Source organism: Mycobacterium sp., assembly GCF_965277065.1.
In the GTDB taxonomy this organism is placed as follows: Bacteria; Actinomycetota; Actinomycetes; order Mycobacteriales; family Mycobacteriaceae; genus Mycobacterium.
Window position 1 is genome coordinate 325,827 of sequence record NZ_CBDIBT010000018.1, and the last position, 17,547, is coordinate 343,373.

A 17,547-nucleotide genomic window follows, 5' to 3' on the forward strand; every position below is an offset into this window, starting at 1 on the left:
TTTTGTGGCGAGGCGGCCGTTGAGCATCTGACTAACGGCGAACCCTACTTATTTCCAGAAAGCGTTCATGGGTGGGGCGTACATGTCGTTGTCGGTGAGCGGGAGCAGCGTCGTTGGGGTAGCACGCAAGGAGTCTTCGATGGTGGCCATCAGGCTGTACTCGTTGTAGTAGGCGTCGGTGGTGAAGGGGCCGGATTCCATCCCGTTAGCGCCAGACTCGGCGCCCCCATTCGGGATGATGATCATCGGAACGTTGTTGCCTTCGTTACCGAAGCCCAGTGACAGGTTGTTGTTGTCCTCGTCGAACGTGACGATGATCGCATCATGCTGCGCCGGGTTAGTCCACGTCGGCGAGCTTTCAATGGCGGACACCTCTTGCCGGACGAACTGGTCGGCGGCAGGGACGTTGTACTGATGGTCGGTGAACTGCGTGGTAATGAACTGGGCAAGGCCTGAAGGAGTATCGACGGGGCCTTCCCCGTTGTTGGCTTCGTTGGCGGCGATCCAGGTGAATTCCGGGAAGGTGTTTGGGTTCTTGAGGTTGTCGGACAAGTCCGTCAGTGGGAGCAGGTGTTGCTGCAGGTACGTCTGAGAGTTGTCGGCGACGTAGTTGAATTGGGCAAACGGCAGTTCGTTGACGTCGTAGTCGCCTGATGACACGAGGTCACCCGGGGTGGGCATGCTCTGCTCATAGCCGGCCCACGATATGCCCGCCTGATCCATTTCTTGCATGAGGTTGGGCGCGTCGATGCCGGCCGAGGTGGGGTTGTAGTCGATGCCGAAGTCCGATCCGCCCATGATCCGGATGTAGTTGGGGTCGCTGGGGTGGCCCAGCGCGTAGTAGTTGTCCGCATATCCGTTGTGGCTGATCAGGTCGTTGATGTACGGCGCGTTGGCGCTGCCGACGATGTCGTTGGCGCCCTTGTTCTCCATGTAGATCAAGAACACGTGGTCCAGGTGGCCTACCTCGGACGTCGGTGGGGTGAGCGGCGCCGGGGTGAGGCTTGGAACGCCGACGGTGAACGACTCGTTGTCGGCGTAGGCGCCATTGTAGTGGCCGAGGAACGTGTCTTGGTCGTTGAAGGTCGTGGTCACCTCCGCGGAGGTGGTGCCCACCGGGACCGTCCCGGAAATGTCGCGGTCCTCAAACCCGGTGAAACCCAGGCGATCCCATACCGTGACCGGGTTGAGCGAGTCGGTGCCCAAAACGTTCCCCTGGGCGTCGAGGAAGGTGACCTGCGTGGAGGCGTCGGACGGGTCCCATCCTTGGCCGCCGAGATCTGCACTCAGGTTGAACGGCGTTCCGGCTGCGCCGGTGAGGTCGACGGTTTGGCTGATGGTGGACGTGGCCACGGGTCCGCCGCCGGCGAAATTGTCCCCGGCCCCCGGGGGTGCGTTCTGGGGAAAGTCGAAGAACTTCGGGAACGGAGATGACAGTCCCAACGGATAACCGCCCTGGGTGCCGTAGGCGATCACGGTCGGGGTGCCGGACTCCGTCCAGCCCGGAATCGTCACCCCGCTGTAGCCCGACCCGGACGGGTCGGCCGTTTCGAAGCTGGGGTTCACCAGCAAGTTCTCACTCATCAGCTGCGCAGGAGCGCCCACGTCACCGAAGATCAACCCGCCACCTTGACCATCAGCGCCGTCACAGATCAACCCACACGCGCTGCTGCTGGGATCGACCAGGTTGAACCAACTATTGATCAGGGTGTCAAACTGCTGACCAAAGCTGCTGTTAATCCAATCCTGTTCTAGCCCTTGCAAGGCACCAGCTGAGCTGGCCGCCGTCGACTCCGCGGCACCCAAGCTCAGACTGCCCAGCTCGGGAACCGCCGCCGAACTGGCGGCCAGATCGCCCAACGACGGGGTGATCGCATTGAGGATCTGGTCGATGACCACGTCGAACTCATCGGCCGCGGCTTTCGGTGGACTGGCCAACGCCCCCAGTCCCAAAGTCGCAAACATACTGATCGCGCCAGTCACCCCGACCGCACGCCGACGGCGGTGGGTCATCGCTGTGCGCGAGTGTGGACTGTGCTTGCGGGCGCGTCGATGAGCCATCGCTGCTTCTTCCTAGACAGGGGCGCGGGTCTCAGGTTCGCTTAAGGTAAGCCTCCGGCCAACTTTCAGCGGGATTTTGAGAAAAATTTTCCAGGCAAACCCTTGCCACCTCGCTTGGCGGCGTCAATGCTGCTCAATGGCCATCAGACTTTCCTGGTCCAGGGAGAGCAGGCGGTCAGCGGCTACCGAGCGAACCCACGCGCGCCAGGTTCAACGTGATTGCTCATCGCACCGCGCTGATCACCGACGAGGAAGCGCTGGCCGAGGTCGACGCGCAGGTGGCGTTGCGGGTTTCATGGCCGGGGTGGACGAGCTCATACCTCCGCAGGTGATCGCAGAGCTGGCCAGGTCGGCGACGTTGCGGCCGTTGATTTTTCCGGTGGCCCGCGAACCGCGCTACACGCCGTCGGCGAAGCTCGCCGAGTTTGTGCGGTGCCGGGACCTGACGTGCCGCGCGCCCGGGTGCGATGTGCCGGCGGCTCGGTGCGACGTCGACAGACCACTCCGTACGGCGACGGCGGCCTGACGCATGCGTCCAATTTGAAGGCGCTGTGTCGAAAGCACCACTTGCTCAAAACGTTCTGGCGCTGGCGTGATCAACAGTTGCCCGACGGCGCGGGAAATCTTCTGAGATACCCCCTCAATAAGTGTCTCTGTGCAGGGCATCACCGCGTTTACCGTTCAGAAAGACGGCTGATCGCCGGGCTACCGTTGAAGTTGCCGTTTCTGCGGCATCGACGGTTCACTTCGCTTTAGCGTCATGTCATGACAACAGCCGACCAAGTCGACGAAGCATCATCCATCCCCACGTCCCGCAAAGTCTTTTGCGTCATCTACGGCGTTATCGCCGTCGCCGCGCTGATTGCGACGTGGAGCCAGAACACCGCGTATCTCCATGCCGGACTAACGCGTTTCTTCACCGACTTCCTGGCCGGTGTCAAAGTGACGCCCGCGTCGCGGTCCATCGCCTGCGACATCCTGTTCTTTTTTCTCGCCGCAGCGATATTCATGGTGATCGAGGCTCGCAAGTGCGGCGTCCGCTTCGTTTGGGCCTACGTCCTCGTAGGGCTCTACATCGACATCAGCGTCGCGTTTCCACTTTTCCTGATTGCCCGCGAATTGCGGTTAGGCACATCGGATGCGCAGCGGTTGCATGTGGTCGACGCGATCCTGCTTACCCTGCTCGCCGTTGGTTTCGTGGGCCTGTCTGTCTCGGTCGACGTGGGGTGAGGCTTGAAGGGTTCTTGAGCCAGTCGATGTCATCACCTTTTGAAGGCCTTGTGGGGCTGCATGAGAAGCAACTCGCTGATGGCACAGTGATCTGGACGCTGCCCTCGGGTCATATTTATGTGACCAGCCCGGGCAGCGCGATGCTGTTTCCGGCGCTCACCGTGCCCACCGGCGATCTGCCCGAGGCCTCGCCGACGCCCGACATCCGTTGCGGTGAGCGCACGGCCATGATGCCGACCCGGCGGCGCACCCGGAAGCAAGACCGATCGCAGCGAATTACCGCTGAGCGCAACAAAAATCGAAACGACCGGCTGACCCGGCAACGCGCTTCGACCATGCCCGCGCATCATCGGATGAACCGCCGCCGTTCTGACGAAAAGTCAATGTTCCACGCGGAGGGCCGATCCCATTGAATAGCGGCGTGACCTAGACTAATTTCCGTCGCGGAGGCGGTTGCGACGGTATCTTTCCCATTCATGCCGCTGCGTTACGTCGACCCGCACAAAAAGCACAACCGCTGGTACACCGTGATAAACAACTTTGGGCGTTCGCGGCCGGGACAGTTTTTAGCGCACCACTTCTTCCCCCGTGTCGACCCGTGGTTGTACCGGGCAACGGGGGGACGTTGGCCATCGATCCTCGGCGGGGTTTCTACTGCACCGCTGACGAGCACCGGCGCAAAGTCGGGTCAATCGCGAGTGCATCAAATCACTTACTTCCACGATGGACCCGATCCCATCGTGACGGCCTCAAACTACGGCGGACCGAAACACCCGCAGTGGTATCACAACCTCAAGGCGCATCCTGAATGCAAACTGGGCGACGAGGAGTTTCTAGCAACTGAGGATCACCGACCCTGACGACTATGCGCGTGTCTACGGGCTTGCGGAGCAGGTCTACGCCGGCTGGAGCGACTATCGCCAGAAGACAGACCCGATTGGCCGCCGCATACCCGTTTTTCGGCTCAAACCGCGCTAGCGGCGACGTCGGACGGACCCCGCCGTTCTGATCACATCAGCGGCGGGTTGGGGTTCAGCCAACTCATCGAGGTGTCGCCGTGTCCCTTGTACTGGGGGCAGTAGGCCGCTACGGCCACACCGATGAAGAAGCTGGATTGGCTGAAGTTGAGATCGGTGTCTCCTACCAACTTCATCGCCAAAGCGCTTGTCTTGTAGTGCTTGTCGAGCCCGTCGCACACCATGTGGGCTTCGGCGAGCGTCGTGTCGCGATCGGTGAGCTGGATGTTGCGCTTGGCCAGGGCCGCTAGCACCGCATCATCCGTGGAATCGGCCGAGGCCGGCACTGCGCAGAATACCGTGACGGCTGACAAAGCCACCGCCCAGCGGATACATCGGACTTCCATGGAATAACGCTACTGGAGATCACGCGACTTCGCGCGGCGAGCGCGGTCCGGTTTGGGGTTATCGCCAGCTGCACCCTGTGGAGGTGGGTAACGCGCTCTCTAGCTCTTGGCGGCAGCCTTCTTGGCCGGCGTCTTTTTCGCTGCTGTTTTCTTGGCGGCTGTCGTCTTTGCCAGAGTCTTCTTGGCAGTGGCCTTCTTGGCCGGGGTCTTCTTTGCAGGCGCCTTATCGCCGCCGGAGCGCGCCTTCACGCTGGCCTCCAATTTGGCCAGCAGATCCGACACGTCCTCGGTTTCGTCGAGTTCCTTGGGCTGCTCCTCGGTGGTAAAGGCCTCACCGCCTTCGAGCTTGGCCTGCACCAACTCCTGCAACTGCTCCTGATAATCGTCGTGGTAGCGGTCGGGTTGGAATTCGTCGGCCATCGACTCGACCACCTGGCCGGCCATCTTGAGTTCAGCCGGCTTGACCTCGACCTTCTTGTCCAGCACCGGGAAGTCGGGATCGCGGATCTCGTCGGGCCACAGCAAAGTGTGGATCACCATGACCTCGCGCTTGCTGAAGTCCTTGACGCGCAACGCCGCAAGCCGGGTCTTGTTGCGCAGCGCGAAATGCACGATCGCCACCCGGTCGGTCTCGGCCAACGTCTTCGCCAGCAGCACATAGGATTTCGTCGACTTGCCATCCGGCTCGAGGAAGTAGCTGCGGTCGAACATCATCGGGTCGAGCTCGCTGGCCGGAACGAACTCCAGCACCTCGATTTCACGGCTGCGCTCCTCGGGTAGCGTCGCGATGTCGTCGTCGGTGATGATCACCGTCTGGCCGTCGTCGGATTCGTAAGCCCGGGCGATATCGCGAAACTCGACGACTTCGCCGTCGGCCTCGCACACCCGCTTGTACCGGATGCGGCCATTGTCCTTGGCGTGCACCTGATGGAACTTGATGTCGTGGTCCTGGGTCGCGGTGTACACCTTGACCGGGACGTTGACCAGCCCAAACGAGATCGAGCCCTTCCAGATCGAACGCATGCTGCCAGTATGCCCATAGTGCTGGGCGGATACGCCTCTATCGCCGCTGTGCCGCGGCGTTCAGCGCGTCCCGATCCGGCAGGTCGGCGCCCGCGCGACTGACGGTGACCGCAGCGACGGCGCTGCCCGCCTCCAGTGCGGCCGTCAAGGCCTCGAGATCGAGCCCCGCAAGTTCGGCCCGTCGCTCGGCGCCCAACAGCCCCTGTGACCACAGCGCGTCGAGCACGCCGACCATGAAAGAGTCGCCGGCACCAACGGTGTCGACCACCTGTGTTGACCGGGCCGGCACCCGCACCACCCCGGCAGCGCAAATAGCTTCGGCGCCCCGGTCGGCCATCGTCACCGCCACGATTGCGGGACCCATCGACTGCCAGGTCTGCGCGATGTCTTCGGGCTTACGGTCCGGGTCGAGCCAGCGCAGGTCCTCCTCGCTGACCTTCACAATGTCGCTGCGCTCGACGAGGCGCTCGATCCGGGTGCGGGCCAGTTCGCGATCGGCGATCAGCGACGGCCGCACGTTCGGATCGAAACTGACGGTCGACGACACGCGGTAGGCGTCTACGAGCGCGGCGACGGCCAAACACCCCGGGTCGTGAACCGCGGCAATGGATCCGGTGTGCACGAAAAGCGGCGGCGCCACCGGCGGCGTTCCGGACAGCTGCCAGTCCAGATCGAATTCATACTTCGCCGAACCACTTTCGTCCACGGCCAAACGTGCCGTCGTCGTTCGGTCCGCGCTTTCGCTGCCCGAGACAAGCTTCGCTCCGGATGCGTGGACGTACTCCGCGATGCGCTTGCCATAGTGGTCGTCACCGATGTGAGTGAGAAAATCGACGTCGCGGCCCAGTCGGGCCAGGCCGACAGCGACGTTCAGCGGACTACCGCCGACGTGCTCGCCGACGACCCGGTGGCCGTCCCGGACGATGTCGATGAGTGCTTCGCCGATCACCAGTCCGCGGCTCATTGAACCAATGCGTCCAGTGTGGCGCGAGCACCCTTGCTGTGCAAGGAATCCAGCGCCCAGCGGTACGCCTCGACGAAACGGTGCTGATGCGCCAAATCGCCGAACACCGCGGTGATCTCGATGAACGCATTCGGATTCTCGTGCTGCGACCGGGCTATCGGGATGAGTGAATCTGCCAACTGGTCGAGCACCTCGTACGGCTCGCCCCACTCGTCGACGCCCTCGGCGTAGCGGGCCCAGCTGGCCACTGCCGCGGACGCCATCTGGACCGGCCCGTCGTTGGTCAGGTTGTCGGTGATGACGGGAAACAACCACTTCGGGATGCGGTCGGATGAGTAGGCGCATATCCGCGCCACGGTGTCGCGCACCGCCGGGTTGGCGAACCGCTCGATCAGCGTGCGGGCGAACTGATGCAGGTCGATGCCCGGCACCGGCGGCAGAGTCGGAATCGCTTCGTCCTCCAGATAGGACAACAAGTACTTGGCGAACAACGGATCCTGCGCCGCGTCGTGGACGAACTCGAAGCCGCACAGGTGAGCGAAGTAGCACAGGCACTGGTGTCCCGCGTTGAGCATCCGTAGCTTCATCAACTCGTACGGGCGGACGTCGTCGACCACCAGCACGCCCGCCTTCTCCAACGGCGGCCGGCCGTCGGCGAAGTCGTCTTCGATCACCCAAGCGCTGAACGGCTCGGCCACCACCGGCCACCTGTCGTCGACGCCGAAGTCGCGGCGCACCTCGGCGGCCATCTCCAAAGTCGTTGCGGGAGTAATCCGGTCGACCATCGAGTTCGGGAATCTGGCGTACTCGCCCACCCATCCCGCCAACTCCGGATCTGTCCGCTCGGCGCTGGCCAGCACGGTGCGTTTCGCGACTTCGCCGTTGTTCTCGATGTTGTCGCAGGAGGCGATGGTCGGCGCGGGGATTCCGTTCTTGCGCCGACGGGCCAGCGCCTCGGTGATCAACGTGAACGCCGGTCCGTCGGGATCGCGGTAGCCACCTTCGGTGATGGTCAGCGAAATGATCCGGGTGGATTCCGCGGCCAGCACCTCAAGCGCCGACTCCGGATCGTCTGGGGCATAACGGTAATCGATGATCGACCCGATTACCTGGGCATCCCGGGTGCCATCGGGATTCTCCAGGATCAGCGTGTACAGCCCGTCCTGACCGTCGAGGACGTCGCGCATCGTCCAGTCCGCGGGCATCACGCCGACTCCGCAGATGCCCCACTCCTCTGCCAGCCCTTGCTGCAGCAACTGGTTGATGTAGGCAGCCTGGTGAGCGCGGTGAAAGTGGCCGGCGCCGATGTGCGCGATACCGACGCTGACCTTGCTGCGATCATATTTGGGGGCATCAATCGGCAGGTGTGGCAGTGCTGCATTGTCCAGGGCTATTGCGTCAGGCACGATCTCACAACTCCTTCCGGGGTGGCGATGCCTAGCCGAGCGCGGAACCTCCACTCGTCACAGCGGCCAGAATCAGGGAATCGGCGAGGGCGCGCCACGAGTCGGTGACGGCGACAGCGCCCGCGTCGAGCAATTCGCGTGTGCGGTCTTGCCGTTCATCGGCAGGAACGAACATCACGTTACCGACAGCGTAGTAGCCCGCGGCGACGGCGGAGGTCACGCCGGGCACCGAGTCTTCGACGGCCAGCCCGTGCGAGCCCTCGACCCCCAGCACCCGACCGGCGTGCAGGTACACCGCGGGGTCCGGCTTGCTGGTCGGCACCGGCAACGAGTCTTCCGCGCTGAAGCGCACCGCCTCGGGGACGAGCGGGTCGAGGCCGGCGGCGGTGAAGGATGCCTTCAGACGAGCAAGGGCGCTGGAACTGACCGCGGCCATCGCGAACCGAGGTGCCAGATCCTGCAGCGGCCCAAGCACGTTGGGGTCCGGCTTCAGGGTCACGGCTAGGTGCGCGGTGACCTGCTCGCGCTCTCGGCGCACCCACGTCTCGAGTTCGTCGGCGGTCAGCGCGCGACCATCGGCGATGTCATTGCCCGACGCCATCTGCGCGTCGGGACGACCGTCGGCCAGCGCCTTCTCGAACGGAATTCCGCTCAGCACGGCCAGATCGGTCGCGGTGCTGCGAAAGTTCTTGCCCACGGCCTTCTTCCGCAACTCGTCGCCGCTGAGCGGCGAGTTGACGCCGAACCTGGCCAGGAACTGCGTGGTGACCTCGGCCGAGGCGTCGAACGCCGGCGACTCAGACGGGAAAAGGTTGTCGTCGGCGTCTAACAGCAGTGTCGTGATCGACGCGGGGTCGAACGGGCGCACGAACGCCAGGGGCTGGCTCATCATGACACCAGCTCCTCGAGGTCGTCCTGCAGCGATCGGCGCAGGGTGGACTCCACTCCGTTTTCGTCGATGGCAGTGATCATCGCGCGCAGACGGTCCACGAATCCAGGAATCAGCCGAAGTTCGGCGAAGATCTCATGCCGCAGCAGCGCGTCAGGGTTGTTGCCGTCCATCGTCGCCAACTTGATCAGCAGGTCTTTCTCCGGGTCGTCGACCTCGATCGCGCAACCCTTGAGGTCGGTGCCCCGCAGGTAGCGGATCCACCCGGCCAAGGCAAGCATCAGCAGCGTGTGCGGACGGTCCTGCTCGATCGCCTCATGCAGCGACGGCAGCAGAAACGACGCAATCTTCTCCGATCCGCGGCGCGCCAGACGCGACAGCTGGTCGCTCATCAGGGGATTGCTCAGCCGCACCAGCAGCGACTCACGGTACTCGGGGGTGTTCATCCCAGGCACCGCCGGCAGCAGCGGCTGAACCTCATCGCGCATCAACTGCTCGACGTAGTCGTAGATGATCTCGTTGCCCATCGCTTCGTCGGTGCGACGATAGCCGGCCAGCGTGGCCAGACACGACATCGAGATGTGAGTTCCGTTGAGCAGACGGGTTTTCACCAGCTTGTGGTCGTCCACGCTGGCGACGAACTGAGCGCCGACCTCGTCCAGCGGCGGGCGGCCGTCGCAGAAGCTGTCCTCGATGACCCACTGGCTGTACGGCTCGGTGAGCACCGGCCACTGGTCGGCGATCCCGAAGGTTTTCCGGACGAATTCGACTTCGGACTCCGACGTCTGCGGGGTGATCCGGTCGACCATGGTCGACGGGAACGCGACATAGGTGTCGATCCAGCGGGCGAGCCCGGGATCCTTGAGGGCGGCAAACGAGACCAGTGCGGTACGCGCCGCCGCGGTGTTGTCGGGAATGTTGTCGCAGCAGAGCACCGTGAATGGCGGGGTTCCCGCCCGGCGACGCATCTCCAGCGCGTCGGTCAGGTACCCCCACGCGGTGACGTAGCTGCCCGATGACTGGGTGAGGTCGGCCCGGACGTCGGGATTGCTCGCGTCGAACTCGCGGGTGACCGGGTCCAGGAAGTAGCCGTTGCCGGTGATGGTCAGGCTGACCACCCGGGTGTGGGGGTCTGCCAACGCGGCACGAACTGCCGCGCCGTCGTTGGGTGCGTAGTGGACCGAGCCGATCGAGCCGACCACGCGGGCCGTCTCGCCCTGTTGGCCGCGCTCCACGACGGTGTACAGCCCGTCCTGGGCCGTCAGCACGTCCTTCACCTCGCTGGAGCGCAGGCTGATGCCGGTGACTCCCCACTGGTTCGAGACACCCGAGTTGGCCAGGTCGTCGAAGTACACGGCCTGGTGGGCCCGGTGGAAGTTGCCGGCGCCGATGTGGACGATGCCGCGTTGCAGCGCGGAGCGGTCGTATGTCGGCACGTCGATGTGCTGCGACTGAGAGTGCAGTTCGAGAGTGTCGTTACACAGCGGTACTCCGGCGCTTGGCCGCCAGGGTATTACTTTTCGCATGCACCCCTTATGTGTCCAGGTCGCGGGCACTCAAACGTTTTAGTGTGTCAAGTCACGGTGTCCTGCGTCACTAGCTCGTCATCGCCCCGTCATAAGAGGTGGTGAGAGGGGGTAAGTCGCGGCGTAAGTTGGCACCATGGCGCCGCGGGTGAAGCTGACCAACGCTGAAAAGATCCTGTACCCGGCGACCGGCACCGCCAAGTCCGAAATATTCGAGTACTACACCGATATCGCGGAGGTGATGGTCCCGCACATTGCCGGCCGCGCGGCCACCCGAAAGCGCTGGCCCAACGGCGTCGAACAGTCGTCGTTCTTCGAAAAGCAGCTGGCCGCTTCGGCGCCGGAATGGCTGGCGCGCGGGAGCATTTCGCACCGATCCGGGACAACGACGTATCCGATCATCGACAGCGTCGACGGTTTGGCCTGGATCGCCCAGCAAGCGGCGCTGGAAGTGCATGTGCCGCAATGGCGCTTCGCCGCCGAGTGGACGCGTCAAGGCGAAGAGCTCAAGCCGGGCCCAGCCACCCGGTTGGTGTTCGATCTCGACCCCGGCGAGGGCGTCACGATGGCGCAACTCGCCGAGGTGGCTCGCGCAGTGCGCGATCTGATCGCCGACATCGGGCTGACCACGTTCCCGCTCACCAGCGGCAGCAAAGGGATGCACCTCTACAGCCCGCTGGACAAGCCGGTGAGCAGCCGCGGTGCGGTCGTACTGGCCAAAAGGGTTGCCCAGCAACTGGAAACGGCGATGCCCAAGCTGGTCACGTCGACAATGACCAAGAGCGTGCGGGCCGGCAAGGTGTTCATGGACTGGAGCCAGAACAGCGGCTCGAAGACCACCATCGCGCCGTATTCACTGCGGGGCCGCGAACATCCGACCGTCGCCGCGCCGCGCACCTGGGACGAACTCGACGACACCGAGCTGCGTCAACTGCGCTACGACGAAGTGCTCGAGCGCGTCGAACGCGACGGGGATCTGCTGGCGGCGCTGGATGCCGACGTGCGCACGCCTGACCGGTTGACCACGTACCGCAGCATGCGCGACGCCGCCAAGACCCCGGAGCCGGTCCCTACATCCAAACCAGCTGTGAGGCAGGGCAATACATTTGTGATCCAGGAGCACCATGCCCGTCGGCTGCACTACGACTTCCGCCTCGAACGCGACGGCGTGCTGGTGTCGTGGGCGGTGCCGAAGAATCTGCCGGAGACCACCGCGGTCAATCACCTGGCGGTCCAAACCGAAGACCATCCGCTGGAGTACGGGGGTTTCGAGGGCACGATTCCGAAAGGGGAGTACGGCGGCGGCAAGGTGGTCATCTGGGATTCGGGCACCTACGACACCGAGAAGTTCCACGACACCGGAGAAAAGGGCGAAGTCATCGTGACCCTGCAGGGCCAACGAATTTCGGGCCGCTACGCGCTGATCCAGACCGACGGCAAGCAGTGGCTGGCGCACCGAATGAAAGACCAGCACGTCTTCGACTTCGACGGGCTGGCACCGATGCTGGCCACCCACGGCTCGGTGGCGAAGCTCAAGGCCACTCAGTGGGCCTTCGAAGCCAAGTGGGACGGTTATCGACTGCTGGTCGACGCCGACCACGGCGAGATACGCTTGCGATCGCGCAGCGGGCGCGACCTGACCGGGGAGTTTCCGCAACTTCGTTCACTGGCAACCGATCTCGCCGATCATCATGCCGTGCTCGATGGCGAGGTCGTCGCGCTCGATGCGTCTGGCGTGCCCCGATTCTCCGAGATGCAGAACCGGGCACGTGCCACCCGCATCGAGTTTCGTGCCTTCGACCTGCTGTATCTCGACGGGCGATCGTTGCTGCGGGCGAAGTATCGTGACCGGCGAAAGTTGTTGGAAACACTGGCTTCTGCCGGTGGTCTGAGCGTGCCCGACCTGCTGTCGGGCGACGGCGCCGAGGCGCTGGAGTACTCGCGCACACATCAGTGGGAAGGCGTGATCGCCAAGAAGCGTGATTCCACGTACCAGCCGGGGCGCCGTTCGACGTCGTGGGTCAAGGACAAGTACTGGAACACCCAGGAAGTCGTCATCGGCGGTTGGCGTGCCGGTGAGGGCGGGCGCAGCAGCGGGATCGGTTCGTTGCTGATGGGTATCCCGGCCGACCACGGGTTGCGGTTCGTCGGTCGCGTCGGTACCGGGTTCACCGATCGCGATCTGGCCAGTCTGAAGAAGACGCTCCAACCGTTACACACCGATGAGTCACCTTTCAATGCAAGGCTTTCCACTCAAGACGCCAAGGGTGTGACCTTCGTGCGGCCGACGTTGGTCGGCGAGGTCCGCTACAGCGAGTGGACGTCGGATGACCGGCTGCGCCAACCCAGTTGGCGTGGGCTGCGGCCTGACAAAGAAACCGGTCAGGTGGTCCGGGAGTAGTCGGCGCCGATCGCCTCTTCCATTCCCCGCGTTGCCAATTCGTCAGCCAACTCGTTGTCGGCGACTCCCGAGTGTCCCTTCACCCAGAACCACTCGACCCGGTGTCCGGCGCAGGCCAGCTGAAGTCGTTGCCAGAGATCGACATTCTTCACCGGCTGCTTGGCCGCCGTCTTCCAGCCGTTGCGCTCCCAGCCGAGCACCCATTTGGTGATGCCGTTCCGGACGTAGGTGCTGTCGGTGTAGAGGTGCACGGTCACGGGCCTGGTGAGTGCCTCCAGAGCCATGATCGGCGCGGTCAACTCCATGCGGTTGTTGCTGGTTTCCCCGGACTCGCCACCACACATCTCGCGGATGTGCTCACCGTGGCGCAGCACCGCCCCCCAACCGCCGGGCCCGGGGTTGGGCCGGCAACCGCCGTCGGTATGGATGACGACGGGGCGGTCGGCTGGATCGGTCACGTGCCGAGAATAGGCGCTGAGATCATCGCCGACCGGACCGACATTCCGAGATCGTGGTGCCGCAGAGTGGTGATCCGGCGGCCCGGCTGCACCGCGTCCTTGATCGGTGCCGTGCGGTCGCCGAAGAAGGCAGCGGTGGCGTCGATGTCCGCGACTTCATAGGTGATCCCCCACAGCGTCGACGGTCCTTCGCTCGCGGTGTCCGGCGATCCGACCACCTCGACGATCACGTCTCCGAACCGGACGAAGATCTGGCGGATCGGGCGTCCGCCGAGCTGGGCGTCGCGCTCCCGACGGGGTTCGACTCCGATCGCGGCCAGCGCGTCGACGGTCCGGCCCAGGTCGGGCGAGAACAGCACGACGTGGTCGATGTCGGTGACGCCGTTCGGGTGCAGGGCCGGCATCGGTACGACCCCATCGGACCTCGTCGTGGGGATGCCGTCGAGGTCACCCGCCGCGCCATCCGGCAGTCCACGCAACGACCACCCGACGATGCCGGTGTCGCGGGCGTGTCCGGTGAGCCGAATGTCGACGCCGCCGACGCGGCAGACGTCATCGGAGTCCACGCTGAACCCGGCTCGCCTCCAGGCGTCCGCGGGGTCGGCGACCTCGATTTCGGCGACGGTGATGGTCATAGTCGAATACGGTATCCCGATGCGATGGCTGACCTTTCGCGACGACAACGGCCAACGAACCGGGGTGCTGTCCGGCGATGCGATCCACCCGCTGCAACCAGGCGCGACGCTGCTCGAGTTGATCGGGCGTGGTGCCGGTGCGCTGGCCGAAGCGGGAAAGCACGCGCTGCGCTCGGAGCCGGTGCCGCTCGCGCAGGTGACGCTGATGGCGCCGATCCTGCGGCCGCCGTCGATCCGGGACAGCCTGTGTTTTCTCGACCACATGCGCAACTGTCAGGCGGCCATGGGCGGCGGGCGGGTGCTCAAAGACACCTGGTACCGCATCCCGGCGTTCTACTTCGCCTGTCCCAGCACCGTTCTCGGTCCTTACGATGATGCGCCGATGGCCCCCGGAAGTGTCTGGCAGGACTTCGAATTGGAAGTGGCAGCGGTGGTCGGGACCGCGGGCCAAGACCTGACGGTCGAGGAAGCCGAACAGGCGATCGTCGGCTACATGATCTTCAACGACTGGTCCGCGCGCGACCTGCAGCAACTGGAAGGCCAACTGGCGATCGGCCAGGCCAAGGGCAAGGACAGCGGGGTCACGCTGGGCCCGTACCTGGTCACACCCGACGAGCTCGAGCCATATCGCCGCGACGGCAAGCTGAGCCTCGACGTGACCGCCCTGGTCAACGACGAGGAGATCGGCTCCGGGTCGACGGCCCAGATGGACTGGAGCTTCGCCGAAGTCATCTCCTATGCGTCGCGCGGCGTGAGCCTCACCCCGGGAGACGTTTTCGGCTCGGGCACGGTGCCGACCTGCACGCTCGTCGAGCACCTCGATCCGACCGCGCCGGAGTCCTTCCGCGGCTGGCTGCACGACGGCGACACCGTGACGCTACGGGTGGAGGGGCTGGGTGAGACACGGCAGACAGTGCGGAAAACCGCTGCGCCGCAACCACTGTCACCAAGGCCGAACCCGGATGCCAGGCCTGCGGCCCCACGGGTCAACCCCGCGCCGGCGAGAATTCCGTACACCCGTGGGCTGCACGAGGTCGGCGAGCGGGTGTGGGCCTGGCTGTTGCCGGACGGCGGGTTCGGTTGGAGCAACGCGGGTCTGGTCGTCGGCGACGGGGCATCGCTACTGGTGGACACGCTGTTCGACTTGCCGTTGACCCGCGAGATGCTGGACGCGATGTCGCCGCTCACCGCGGGCGCACCGATCACGGACGCGCTGATCACCCATTCCAACGGAGACCATACCCACGGCAACCAGCTTCTGGACCCGTCGGTGCGGGTGATCGCCGCGACGGGTACCGCAGATGAGATCGCCCACGGGATGGCGCCTGAGATGCTGGTGATGGCCACGAACGCCGACCTCGGCCCCGTCGCGACGCCATACCTGCGAGAACGGTTCGGCCCCTTCGATTTCGGCGGGATCACGCTGCGCAACGCCGATCAGACCTTCGACGACCGGCTCACCATCGTGGTCGGCGGGCGCGAGGTGCAGATACTCAACCTCGGTCCGGCACACACCGCCGCCGATTCGGTCGTGCATGTGCCGGATGCCGGCGTGCTGTTCGCCGGGGATTTGCTGTTCATCGGCTGCACCCCGATCGTGTGGTCCGGCCCCATCGCCAACTGGGTCGCCGCGTGTGACGCCATGATCGCGCTCGACCCTGTGACGGTGGTGCCGGGCCACGGCCCAGTGACCGACCTGGAGGGAATCCGCGGCGTGCGCGGATATCTCGCCCACGTCGCCGAGCAGGCTGAGACCGCTTATCGCAAGGGCCTGTCGTTCGTGGAGGCGGCCGACGCTATCGATCTCGGCGAGTATGCGAGCTGGCTCGATGCCGAACGCGTAGTGATCAACGTCTATACGCGATACCGCGAACTCGACTCCGACACGCCGCAATTGCCGGCGATGGGACTGTTGGCGATGCAAGCTGATTGGTTGGCCAAACACGGGTAGGGCAGTGCCGTGACCAGCTCGAGGTTGATGTCGTCGGGGTCCTGGAGAGACAACGCCAGGTAATGCTACGCGAGATTGCCCGAAACCCTGTGGCCGGATGGCCGACTAATTCTGATTTCGGTTGCAGCACAGCGTGGTAGCTGATCCGCAATTGTCTCAGTGACTACGTAGCTTGGCGATCAGCTTGTCTTTGGTGAGCGCTGAATAGCCGGTGACGCCCAGTTCTTTGGCGCGCTTTTTCAGATCGGCGACCGACCAGTCGTCGTAGGTGCCGGCTTTGCCGCCCTTGCGGCCTACTGCCTTCGTGCCGCGAGCCGCTGCGGCGTTGGAGATCCGCGCGGACTTCTCCTTCGAATTGCCTTCTTTGCGCAGATCTTCGTACATCTTCTCGTTTTTGATCGACGAGTTCGGCATCGTGCACCTCCATCAAACGATGTTCTACTGCGCAGAGGATTCCCGCGTCGCGCCTGCTGAAACCGGATGGCTGTTTGGGCAAACCCTGCACCGGGCAAACACTCCCATTGGTCATCCCCGATGCGGGCATGCGGCTTGAGCGCGGCCTCCCTGACAACCCTGATCAACTCTTTGGAAGGAACATGCATGTCTGACACCATCACCCTCGCTGATGCCCGATCGGTCATCGCCGCGGCCGAGAAGCGCGCCGAGGAAATTCATCAGCCGCAGAACATCGCCGTCGTCGACGCGGGCGGCAACCTCGTCTCGCATGTGCGAATGGACGGCGCCTGGCTCGGAAGCATGGACATCAGCATCAACAAAGCGTGGACGGCGCGGTCATTCGACATCGAGACAAAGGACCTTGCCGACAACAGTCAGCCCGGCGGACCGTTCTTCGGTATCCACGCCAGTAACGGTGGTCGGGTGATGATCTTCGCGGGCGGAATCCCCCTGCAGCGCAACGGAAAAATCATCGGGGGCAGCGGCGGAGACGGCGATCAAGACCAGACCGTTGCCGAAGCGGGTGCCAGCGCTCTCCAGGAAGGGACAACCACAAGCCATGACTGAACCGGAACTCACCGCCCTTTCGCTGGTGTGCAGCCTGAAACCCTCACCAGCGCCGTCAAGTAGCCAGCTCATCGCCGAGCATGTTCAGGCGGAACTGCAGAAGTACGGTGTCAGCAATGAGACGGTCCGGGTGGTGGACCACGACGTCAGGCCGGGTGTCGAGAAGGACATGGGCGACGGTGACGAATGGCCGGTCATCAGGGACAAAATTCTCGCGGCCGATATTCTCGTCTACGCGACGCCGACCTGGATGGGGCAGACACCCAGTGTGGGTCAGCGCGTACTCGAACGGCTCGATGCCGAGCTCGCCGAAACCGACGACGAGGACCGGCCGATCCTGCTCACCAAAGTTGCCCTCGTTGCGGTAGTCGGCAACGAGGACGGCGCGCACCACATCGTCGCCGATGTGTTCCAGGCGCTCAATGACGTCGGTTTCACCATCCCCGCCCAGGGCTGCACCTACTGGAACGGTCCGGCGATGGGCAAGACCGACTACAACGACCTCGACCAGGTGCCGGATGCCACCGCCTCGGCGACCGCCAATGCCGCCCGTAACGCCGCGCACCTGGCCCGCCTCTTGAAGGCCGCTCAATATCCGCCGTATCCGTCCTGACCTC

At 64.2% G+C, this 17,547-nt stretch carries 16 protein-coding genes and 2 pseudogenes; 8 read left to right on the forward strand and 10 right to left on the reverse strand.

Going from position 1 to position 17,547, the window contains the following annotated elements; translation table 11 throughout:
* Positions 1–48 precede the first annotated feature (48 nt).
* Positions 49–1,965: an alkaline phosphatase family protein gene (locus ACQY5A_RS13005; protein ID WP_428340769.1), complete on the reverse strand. Its 1,917-nt coding sequence runs from the start codon at positions 1,963–1,965 to the stop codon at positions 49–51.
* Between the two features lie 403 nt (positions 1,966–2,368).
* Here ACQY5A_RS13005 and ACQY5A_RS13010 point away from each other — a divergent pair.
* From ACQY5A_RS13010 to ACQY5A_RS13025, 4 genes and pseudogenes are all read left to right on the forward strand, one after another.
* Positions 2,369–2,676 (forward strand): annotated as a pseudogene (locus ACQY5A_RS13010) (DUF222 domain-containing protein); the annotation flags it as partial.
* A 150-nt stretch (positions 2,677–2,826) separates the two neighbouring features.
* Positions 2,827–3,291, forward strand: a complete 465-nt coding sequence (locus ACQY5A_RS13015; RefSeq protein ID WP_428340770.1) for a DUF2834 domain-containing protein — start codon at positions 2,827–2,829, stop codon at positions 3,289–3,291.
* Between the two features lie 14 nt (positions 3,292–3,305).
* A complete protein-coding gene (locus ACQY5A_RS13020; protein WP_428340771.1) occupies positions 3,306–3,704 on the forward strand; it encodes a hypothetical protein in 399 nt (132 codons plus the stop codon).
* Positions 3,705–3,767: 63 nt separating this feature from the next.
* Positions 3,768–4,269: pseudogene (locus ACQY5A_RS13025) on the forward strand (nitroreductase/quinone reductase family protein).
* A gap of 31 nt (positions 4,270–4,300) precedes the next feature.
* Here the strand turns inward: ACQY5A_RS13025 and ACQY5A_RS13030 are convergent.
* From ACQY5A_RS13030 to ACQY5A_RS13055, 6 genes are all read right to left on the reverse strand, one after another.
* Positions 4,301–4,654 carry a DUF732 domain-containing protein gene (locus ACQY5A_RS13030; RefSeq protein WP_428340772.1) on the reverse strand — a complete coding sequence of 118 codons (354 nt, stop codon included), beginning with the start codon at positions 4,652–4,654 and terminating at the stop codon, positions 4,301–4,303.
* Positions 4,655–4,753: 99 nt separating this feature from the next.
* Positions 4,754–5,677 carry a Ku protein gene (locus ACQY5A_RS13035; protein WP_428340773.1) on the reverse strand — a complete coding sequence of 308 codons (924 nt, stop codon included), beginning with the start codon at positions 5,675–5,677 and terminating at the stop codon, positions 4,754–4,756.
* A gap of 37 nt (positions 5,678–5,714) precedes the next feature.
* On the reverse strand, positions 5,715–6,641 hold the full coding sequence (locus tag ACQY5A_RS13040) for a carbohydrate kinase family protein (protein ID WP_428340774.1): 927 nt from the start codon (positions 6,639–6,641) through the stop codon (positions 5,715–5,717).
* Positions 6,638–8,050 carry a mannitol dehydrogenase family protein gene (locus tag ACQY5A_RS13045; protein WP_428341498.1) on the reverse strand — a complete coding sequence of 471 codons (1,413 nt, stop codon included), beginning with the start codon at positions 8,048–8,050 and terminating at the stop codon, positions 6,638–6,640. The genes ACQY5A_RS13040 and ACQY5A_RS13045 overlap by 4 nt, the downstream gene beginning before the upstream one ends.
* Positions 8,051–8,078: 28 nt before the next feature.
* Positions 8,079–8,936, reverse strand: coding sequence for an HAD family hydrolase (locus ACQY5A_RS13050; protein ID WP_428341499.1), 858 nt, complete (start codon positions 8,934–8,936; stop codon positions 8,079–8,081).
* The gene (locus ACQY5A_RS13055; protein WP_428340775.1) at positions 8,936–10,462 is read right to left on the reverse strand and encodes a mannitol dehydrogenase family protein; all 1,527 of its coding nucleotides are present in this window, start codon (positions 10,460–10,462) and stop codon (positions 8,936–8,938) included. Before ACQY5A_RS13055 ends, ACQY5A_RS13050 begins: the two co-directional genes overlap by 1 nt.
* Before the next feature lie 136 nt (positions 10,463–10,598).
* On the opposite strand from ACQY5A_RS13055, the gene ACQY5A_RS13060 reads away from it, so the two are divergent.
* Complete coding sequence (locus tag ACQY5A_RS13060) at positions 10,599–12,863, forward strand: ATP-dependent DNA ligase (protein ID WP_428340776.1); 2,265 nt, start codon at positions 10,599–10,601, stop codon at positions 12,861–12,863.
* On the opposite strand, the gene rnhA is transcribed toward ACQY5A_RS13060, so the two are convergent.
* Together rnhA and ACQY5A_RS13070 are read right to left on the reverse strand one after the other, a co-directional pair.
* Positions 12,845–13,321: a ribonuclease HI gene (gene rnhA / locus ACQY5A_RS13065; protein WP_428340777.1), complete on the reverse strand. Its 477-nt coding sequence runs from the start codon at positions 13,319–13,321 to the stop codon at positions 12,845–12,847. The two genes, ACQY5A_RS13060 and rnhA, sit on opposite strands and share 19 nt — an antisense overlap.
* Positions 13,318–13,956 (reverse strand): glyoxalase, encoded by a 639-nt coding sequence (locus tag ACQY5A_RS13070; protein ID WP_428340778.1) that lies wholly within the window; start codon positions 13,954–13,956, stop codon positions 13,318–13,320. The genes rnhA and ACQY5A_RS13070 overlap by 4 nt, the downstream gene beginning before the upstream one ends.
* A gap of 19 nt (positions 13,957–13,975) precedes the next feature.
* Here ACQY5A_RS13070 and ACQY5A_RS13075 point away from each other — a divergent pair, with 19 nt between their 5' ends.
* The gene (locus ACQY5A_RS13075; RefSeq protein ID WP_428340779.1) at positions 13,976–15,907 is read left to right on the forward strand and encodes a fumarylacetoacetate hydrolase family protein; all 1,932 of its coding nucleotides are present in this window, start codon (positions 13,976–13,978) and stop codon (positions 15,905–15,907) included.
* A gap of 156 nt (positions 15,908–16,063) precedes the next feature.
* Here the strand turns inward: ACQY5A_RS13075 and ACQY5A_RS13080 are convergent, their stop codons facing one another.
* Positions 16,064–16,321, reverse strand: coding sequence for a DUF7218 family protein (locus ACQY5A_RS13080; RefSeq protein WP_428340780.1), 258 nt, complete (start codon positions 16,319–16,321; stop codon positions 16,064–16,066).
* A gap of 186 nt (positions 16,322–16,507) precedes the next feature.
* On the opposite strand from ACQY5A_RS13080, the gene ACQY5A_RS13085 reads away from it, so the two are divergent.
* The gene (locus ACQY5A_RS13085) at positions 16,508–16,930 is read left to right on the forward strand and encodes a GlcG/HbpS family heme-binding protein (RefSeq protein ID WP_428340781.1); all 423 of its coding nucleotides are present in this window, start codon (positions 16,508–16,510) and stop codon (positions 16,928–16,930) included.
* Positions 16,923–17,543 (forward strand): flavodoxin family protein, encoded by a 621-nt coding sequence (locus tag ACQY5A_RS13090; RefSeq protein WP_428340782.1) that lies wholly within the window; start codon positions 16,923–16,925, stop codon positions 17,541–17,543. Before ACQY5A_RS13085 ends, ACQY5A_RS13090 begins: the two co-directional genes overlap by 8 nt.
* Positions 17,544–17,547 lie beyond the last annotated feature (4 nt).

Bases quoted from the DNA above. Each gene is read 5' to 3' on its own strand.
- ACQY5A_RS13050 (WP_428341499.1), bottom strand. From the start codon at position 8,936: ATGAGCCAGCCCCTGGCGTTCGTGCGCCCGTTCGACCCCGCGTCGATC.
- ACQY5A_RS13015 (WP_428340770.1), top strand. From the start codon at position 2,827: ATGACAACAGCCGACCAAGTCGACGAAGCATCATCCATCCCCACGTCC.
- ACQY5A_RS13075 (WP_428340779.1), top strand. From the start codon at position 13,976: ATGCGATGGCTGACCTTTCGCGACGACAACGGCCAACGAACCGGGGTG.
- ACQY5A_RS13030 (WP_428340772.1), bottom strand. From the start codon at position 4,654: ATGGAAGTCCGATGTATCCGCTGGGCGGTGGCTTTGTCAGCCGTCACG.
- ACQY5A_RS13035 (WP_428340773.1), bottom strand. From the start codon at position 5,677: ATGCGTTCGATCTGGAAGGGCTCGATCTCGTTTGGGCTGGTCAACGTC.
- ACQY5A_RS13005 (WP_428340769.1), bottom strand. From the start codon at position 1,965: ATGTTTGCGACTTTGGGACTGGGGGCGTTGGCCAGTCCACCGAAAGCC.
- ACQY5A_RS13080 (WP_428340780.1), bottom strand. From the start codon at position 16,321: ATGCCGAACTCGTCGATCAAAAACGAGAAGATGTACGAAGATCTGCGC.
- ACQY5A_RS13085 (WP_428340781.1), top strand. From the start codon at position 16,508: ATGTCTGACACCATCACCCTCGCTGATGCCCGATCGGTCATCGCCGCG.
- ACQY5A_RS13055 (WP_428340775.1), bottom strand. From the start codon at position 10,462: ATGCGAAAAGTAATACCCTGGCGGCCAAGCGCCGGAGTACCGCTGTGT.
- ACQY5A_RS13040 (WP_428340774.1), bottom strand. From the start codon at position 6,641: ATGAGCCGCGGACTGGTGATCGGCGAAGCACTCATCGACATCGTCCGG.
- ACQY5A_RS13090 (WP_428340782.1), top strand. From the start codon at position 16,923: ATGACTGAACCGGAACTCACCGCCCTTTCGCTGGTGTGCAGCCTGAAA.
- ACQY5A_RS13060 (WP_428340776.1), top strand. From the start codon at position 10,599: ATGGCGCCGCGGGTGAAGCTGACCAACGCTGAAAAGATCCTGTACCCG.
- ACQY5A_RS13070 (WP_428340778.1), bottom strand. From the start codon at position 13,956: ATGACCATCACCGTCGCCGAAATCGAGGTCGCCGACCCCGCGGACGCC.